This window comes from Mycobacterium angelicum (assembly GCF_002086155.1).
GTDB classification, from domain to species: domain Bacteria; phylum Actinomycetota; class Actinomycetes; order Mycobacteriales; family Mycobacteriaceae; genus Mycobacterium; species Mycobacterium angelicum.
Window position 1 is genome coordinate 1 of sequence record NZ_MVHE01000122.1, and the last position, 7,306, is coordinate 7,306.

Here is a 7,306-nt window from a genome sequence, read left to right on the forward strand (position 1 = left end):
GCGGTGGAGGACGGCAGTGCGGTGGGCCGGCTGTGTGTGCCCGAGGCGGGGGTGGTGCATGCCGGTGCGTGTGTGCAGTCAGTGCCGACGTGGTGCGATGCGGCGTTGGTGGCTGCGCGCCGTCGGTTGAATCCGGCTGCCGGGGTGATGGTCAGCGGGTTGTGGGTGTGCTCGACGGCTCAGCTGGTCTTGGTGATTCACCATCTGGCCGTCGACGGGGTGTCCTGGCGGATTCTGCTGGATGATCTCAACACCGCCTGGGCGCAGCAGCGGGCCGGGCAGCCGGTGCGATTGCCATTGCAGGGCACCTCTTTTCAGCGCTGGGCCGCGGTGCTGGCCGAGCACGCGCGCAGTACGGACGTAGCCAAGCAGCTGGACGCCTGGCGGCGGGTGCGCGCGGCCGCACCGGTATTGCCCGCGGCGGATGCGAGCGATACCTACGCCAATGCCGGGCAGTTGGCGCTGTGGGTGGATCGCGACACCACGCATCAGCTGCTCGGTGAGGTGCCGGCGGCATTCCACACCGGAGTGCACGAGCTGTTGCTGATCGCGTTCGCGCTGGCCTGGTCGCAGTTCCTGCAGCACGCCGGGGCGATCGGCATCGATGTGGAAAGCCATGGCCGCCAAGAGGAATTGGCCGCAGACATCGATCTGTCGTCCACGGTGGGCTGGTTCACCGCCAAGTACCCGGTGGCGCTGGTGGTGGATCGGCTCGACTGGGCTGAGGTGTGCGCCGGTGCGCAGGTGCTGGGTTCGGTGGTCAAAGACCTCAAAGAACAGCTTCGCGCGCTTCCCGACGGCCTTGGCTATGGACTATTGCGCTACGCCGATGCCGAGGCCGATTTAGCGGGGCCGGATCCGGTGATCGGGTTCAACTACCTGGGCCGTCTCGGATCACCCGGCAACGACGACAGCTGGCAGATCGCGGGTCCGGTGCCGGGTGCGGTGGCGCCGATCGTGTTGCCGCACACCGTGGAACTCAACGCGCTGACCCTCGACACCGATGCCGGCCCGCGGCTGCAGGCCAGCTGGACGTGGGCGTCCTCGGTGCTGGATCGCGCCCAAATCGAGCGGGTACACCAGCTGTGGTGTGCGGCGCTGGCCGGAATCTGCGCGCACGTGAGCCGCGGCGGAGGCGGCCTGACCCCGTCGGATCTGCTGCCGTTGCACCTCGGCCAGGACCAGATCGATGCGTTGCAGCGGCGCCATGCCATCGCCGATATCGTGCCGTTGACCCCGTTGCAGCAGGGGTTGCTCTTCCACGCAGGCACGGCGAGCGACATCGACGAGCAGTATGCCGTTCAACTGCAGATCACTATCGAGGGAGATCTCGACGTGGACCGCCTGCACACGGCGGTGCGCACGGTGGTGCAACGTCACCCGAATCTCGCGGCCCGGTTCGTCTATGACGAGCTTGACCAGCCCGTCCAAATCATCCCCGCCGATCCCCAAATGCCTTGGAAATACCTGGATCTCACCGAAGCAGCGGCACCGGGGCTCGTTGCCGACGAGCGCGCGGCGGTCATGGACCTCGCGCACCGGACGCCATTTCGCGCTGTACTGATCCGCACCGGACCCGAAGCGTACCGGCTGGTGTTCACAACCCATCACATCGTCTGCGACGGCTGGTCGCTGCCCATCCTGTTACAAGAAATCCTGGCCGGCTATGACGGGCGACCGCTACCCGCCCCGGTTGCGTTTCGCCGGTTTGTGGCCTGGCTGGACGCTCAAGACAAAGACGGCGCCCGAACTGCATGGCGCGAGATGTTGGACGCAATACCGGCACCCACGTTGGTGTGCCCGCCGGATCAACTGGGGCTTGGCGGCAAGCACACGAAAACCGTTGCGCTGCGGGCCGATACCACCCGGCAGCTCAGCGCGTTGGCCCGCGCCCACCACACCACGGTCAGCACGGTGCTGCAGGCGGCCTGGGCGCAGCTGCTGGCCTGGATGACCGGCCGGCAGGACGTGGTTTTCGGCACCGTTGCCGCACTGCGCCCCGCCGAGGTGGCCGGGGTGGAGTCCATGGTGGGGCTGCTGGTCAACACCGTGCCGGTGCGGGCCCGGCTGGCCGCGACCACCACCACCGCCCAGCTGCTGGACCAACTGCGCACCGCCCGCCACGCCACCGTGGAACACCAACACCTCGCGCTGGACGAGATTCACCGAATCGCCGGCCACGACAGGCTGTTTGACACGTTGGTCGCCTACGAGAACTACCCGCTCGACACCAGCGCGGCCGACGCCCACGCACTGAGCATCACCGAAATCACCAACCGCGACTTCACCCATTACCCGCTGGCCCTCATCGCGATGCCCGGCCCGCAATTGCGGCTGCGGCTGGACTACGCCACCGAGGTGTTCGACGCGGCCGGCATCGACACCCTGATTGACCGCCTGCAGCGAGTGCTGCGGGCGATGACCGCCGATCCGGCGCAGCCGGTGTCCTCGATGGATCTGCTCGACGGTGCCGAGCATGCGCGACTCGATCAAATCGGCAACCGGGCCGCGCTGACGGCGATTCCCGCCGCCCCGGTCTCGATTCCAGAGTTGTTTGCCGCGCAGGCGGCCCGCACCCCGCAGGTTGTCGCGCTGGTATGCGGCGGGTACCGGCTCACCTACCGCGAGCTGGAGGCTGCCGCAAACCGGCTGGCGCGCAGTCTGATTGGCAACGGTGCGGGGCCCGGCGAGGTGGTAGGTCTGGTGTTGCCACGCGGCGCCGGTGCCATCGTCGCAATCCTGGCGGTCCTGAAAACCGGGGCCGCCTACCTGCCGATCGACCCCGCCGTCCCGCCGGCGCGAATGCGGCTCATCCTCGACGACGCCGCACCAATAGCAGTACTGACCACCGCGGAACTGGCCGAAGCAAACCCATGCTTGGCCGCCGGCACACAGGTCATCGACGTCGACGACCCCGCCATCGACGCCTGCCATCCCGGCCACCCGCTGCCTGCCCCGGATGCCGAAAACATCGCCTACATCCTTTACACCTCGGGGACGACCGGCACCCCCAAAGGTGTGGCGCTGACCCATCGCAACATCACGCAGCTTTTCGGTGCACTGCACGGGGACCTGAGGCCGGTCGCCGGCCAGGTGTGGAGCCAGTGGCATTCGTATGCCTTCGACGTCTCGGTGTGGGAGATATGGGGAGCGCTGCTGCACGGCGGCCGGCTGGTCGTGGTACCCGAGCCCCTCACCCGCAACCCATCCGACCTGCATGCTCTGCTGATCTCCGAAGGCGTCACCGTGATAAACCAAACGCCTTCGGCCGCAGCGGTATTGCCGCACGAGGGCTTGGATGCCGCGGCGCTGGTGGTGGCCGGCGAGCCGTGTCCCGTCGAGCTGGTGGAGCGCTGGGCGCCTGGGCGGTTGATGATCAACGCCTACGGGCCGACGGAGACGTGGTATGCGTCAATGAGTGCGCCGCTGACCCCGGCTTCGCCGACGGTTCCGATCGGTGCGCCGCTGCCGGAGGTGGCGTTGTTCGTCCTGGACGGGTGGCTGCGGCCGGTGCCGGCCGGGATGGTCGGGGAGTTGTATGTGGCCGGCGCTGGGGTCGGGTGCGGGTACTGGCGGCGGCCGGGGCTGACCGGATCGCGCTTTGTAGCCTGCCCGTTCGCCGGTGCTGGGCAACGCATGTTTCGCACCGGTGACCTGGCGTCCTGGAATCCCGATGGGCAGTTGGCTTTTCACGGCCGCGCCGACGAGCAGGTCAAGATCCGCGGGTATCGCATCGAACCCGCCGAGGTGGCCGCTGCCCTGGCCGCGCTCGACGGGGTGGAGCAGGCGGTGGTGATCGCCCGCGATGAAGCGCCCGGCGACAAGCGTCTGGTGGGTTACTTCACCGGCACTGCCGATGCGGTGTCTGCGCGCGCTCAGCTGGCCGCCCAGCTGCCGCACTACCTGGTGCCCGCCGCACTGGTCAGCATTGCTGCGCTGCCGTTGACACCCAACGGCAAACTCGACACCCGGGCTCTGCCGGCTCCGCAATACCGGACAACCGATACCTATCGGAACCCCAACACCCCAGCCGAGCACATCGTGGCCGGCGTTTACGCCGAAATCCTGGGCGTGCAGCGGGTCGGCGCGCAAGTCTCGTTCTTCGATTTGGGCGGCAACTCATTGACGGGGCTGCGCGTGATCAATGCGGTCAACAGCAGCCTGAATTGCCTTCTCTCCGTGCGAGATTTGTTCGAGACCCCGACGGTGGCACAACTGGCTGCACGGACCGGATCGGGTAGGGGCGGCCGCACGCCCGTGCTGCCCGCACAGCGGCCGGCCGCCATTCCGCTGTCCTTTGCCCAGCAGCGACTGTGGTTCCTGGACCAAATGGCGGGACCCTCGCCGGTCTACAACATGGCATGGGCGGCCCGGTTGACGGGCGAGCTGAATGTCGACGCATTGCGCCAAGCGCTGGCCGACGTGGTGAGCCGCCACGAGAGCCTGCGCACGGTTTTCGCCTCGGTGCGCGGCATCGCCCAGCAGGTGGTGCTGCCGGCCGACCAGGCAGACCTCGACTGGAATCTCGTCGATGCCACCGGATGGGAGGCCGGCCGGCTCCAGGCGGCGCTCCAGAACACCGCACGGCACGCGTTCGACCTGGCGACTCGGATTCCTTTGCGGGCAAAGCTGTTTCGCGTCGCAGAACGGGAGTGCGCAGTGGTGATCGTGGTGCACCACATCGCCGCGGATGGCTGGTCGCTGGCGCCGCTGGCGGCAGACCTGAGTGTGGCGTACGCCAGCCGGTGTGCCGGACAGGCTCCGGCATGGACGGAGCTACCGGTGCAGTACGTCGACTACACCCTGTGGCAGCGCGAGCGGCTCGGCGATCTGGCCGATGCGCCAAGCGCCATGGCCGCCCGGCAATTGGCCTACTGGGAGCAGGCGCTGGCCGGCCTGCCCGAACGGTTGCAGTTGCTGACTGATCGGCCGTACCCGCGGGTGGCCGAGCATCGCGGCGCAAGCATCGCGGTGGAATGGCCTGCGACACTGCAGCGACAAATCGCGCGAGTGGCCCGGGAGAACCACGCGACAAGCTTCATGGTGATCCACGCCGCGCTGACCGTCTTGCTGTCGACGATGAGCGCCAGCAGCGATGTTGCGGTCGGAGTTCCCGTCGCCGGCCGCAGCGACCCCGCTCTGGATGCGTTGGTGGGCTTCTTCGTCAATACCGTGGTGCTGCGCGTACAACTCGCCGGCGACCCCACCTTCGCCGAGTTACTGAGCCAGGTGCGCGCGCGCAGCCTGGAAGCCTTTGAACACCAGGACATTCCGTTCGAAGTGCTGGTGGACCGGCTCAACCCAACCCGCAGCATGACCCATCACCCGCTGGTTCAGGTGATGCTGGCGTGGCAGAACACCGCCACGGCAGAGCTCGAGCTGGGCGATGTGGACATCGCGATGATGCCGGTGCACACCCACACGGCCCGAATGGATTTGGTGTTGTCCCTGGCCGAGCAATTCACCGAAGCCGGTGCCCCCGCCGGCATCAGCGGAACCGCCGAGTTTCGCACCGACGTGTACGACGCATCGAGCATCGGCCTGCTCATCCGCCGATTGGAGCGGGTGCTGGAAGCCGCGATCGCCGATCCGCGGCGTCCGTTGTCGTCGATCAGTGTGCTCGACGCCGCCGAGCGCTTCCATCTGGACGACATAGGCAACCGTGCGGTGTTGAGTGCCGCAGCGCCACAACTGGTTTCGATTCCGGAGGCGTTCGGTATCCACGTCGCACGCACACCCGACGCCGTCGCGCTGGTGTGCAACGGCGACCGGTGGAGCTACCGGCAACTCGACGAGGCCGCCAACCGCCTTGCGCATCTGTTGGCCGATTGCGGAGTGGGCCGCGGCGATGTCGTGGGGCTGCTGTTGGAGCGCTCGGCCCAGGCCATTGCGGCGATACTGGCCGTGCTCAAAGCCGGGGCCGCCTATCTGCCCATCGATCCGGCGTTGCCGCAGCCCCGGGTGGAGTTCATGATCGACGACGCCGCGCCGGTCGCGGTGCTGAGTACCACCGCCCTGGCCGGGCGGCTAAGCGGCCATGACGTGGCGGTCGTCGATATAGACGACCCCGCCATCGACGCCTGCTACCCAGCCCATGGGCTGCCGTACCCGCACGCCGAGGACATCGCTTACATCCTCTACACCTCGGGCACGACGGGTGTGCCGAAGGGCGTGGCGATCGCGCACGGCACCGTCACGCGGCTGATGGAATCGCTGGATCCGGATCTGCCGCCTTCGGGTGTGTGGACGCAGTGGCACTCCTATGGCTTCGACGTTTCGGTCCAGGAGATCTGCGGCGCGCTGCTGCACGGCGGCCGGCTGGTGGTGGTTCCCGAGTCGATGGTGCGCTCGCCGGCGGACTTTCACGAGCTGCTGGTCGCCGAACAGGTCAACGTGTTGAGTCAGACCCCGTCGGCGCTGGGAATGTTGTCGCCGCAGGGGCTGGACTCGGTGGAGTTGCTGATCATGGGCGGTGAACCCTGCCCGGCCGAGTTGGTGGACCGGTGGGCCGCCGGCCGAGTGATGATCAACGTCTGCGGCCCGACCGAAACCTCGATGTTCGCCGCCATGAGCGCGCCGCTGTCGCCCGGTTCGGGAGCGCCGCCGATCGGGGCCCCGGTTCCGGGGGCGGCGTTCTTCGTGCTGGACTCGCGGCTGCGTCCGGTGCCGGTCGGCGTGGTGGGGGAGTTGTACGTCGCCGGCCGGGTGGGGTGTGGCTATTGGCGGCGGCCGGGGCTGACGTCGTCGCGGTTTGTGGCGTGCCCGCACGGGAGGCCCGGAATGCGCATGTACCGCACCGGCGACGTGGTGCGCTGGCGCGCCGATGGCCAGATCGAATTGGTGGGACGCGCCGACGAGCAGGTCAAGATTCGCGGCTACCGGATCGAACTCGGTGAGGTCCGGACCGTGCTGGCCGGGCTGGATGGAGTGGATCAGGCGGTGGTGATTGCCCGCGAGGACCGTCCCGGGGATAAGCGGTTGGTGGGTTATGTGACGGGCGCGGTGGATGCCGCGGCGTTGCGTGCGAAGTTGGCGGATCGCTTGCCGCACTTCATGATTCCCGCGGCGGTCGTGGGAATGGCGGAGTTGCCGCTGACGGTCAACGGGAAGTTGGACGTGCGCGCGTTGCCGGCTCCCGAGTACGGCGACCTGCGGCGCTATCGGGAGCCGGCTAATGCAGTGGAGGAGGCGCTGGCCGGGATTTTCGCCCAGGTTCTGGGGTTGGCGCAAGTGGGGGTGGAGGAGTCGTTCTTCGATCTGGGCGGCGACAGCATTTCCTCGATGCAGGTGGTGGCGCGGGCGCGCG

General features: G+C 67.9%; 1 protein-coding gene. It reads left to right on the forward strand.

Annotated features, from left to right (window positions below):
• Window positions 1-7,306: non-ribosomal peptide synthetase (locus BST12_RS28050; RefSeq protein ID WP_139802005.1), on the forward strand; the 7,306-nt coding region annotated here is incomplete at both ends.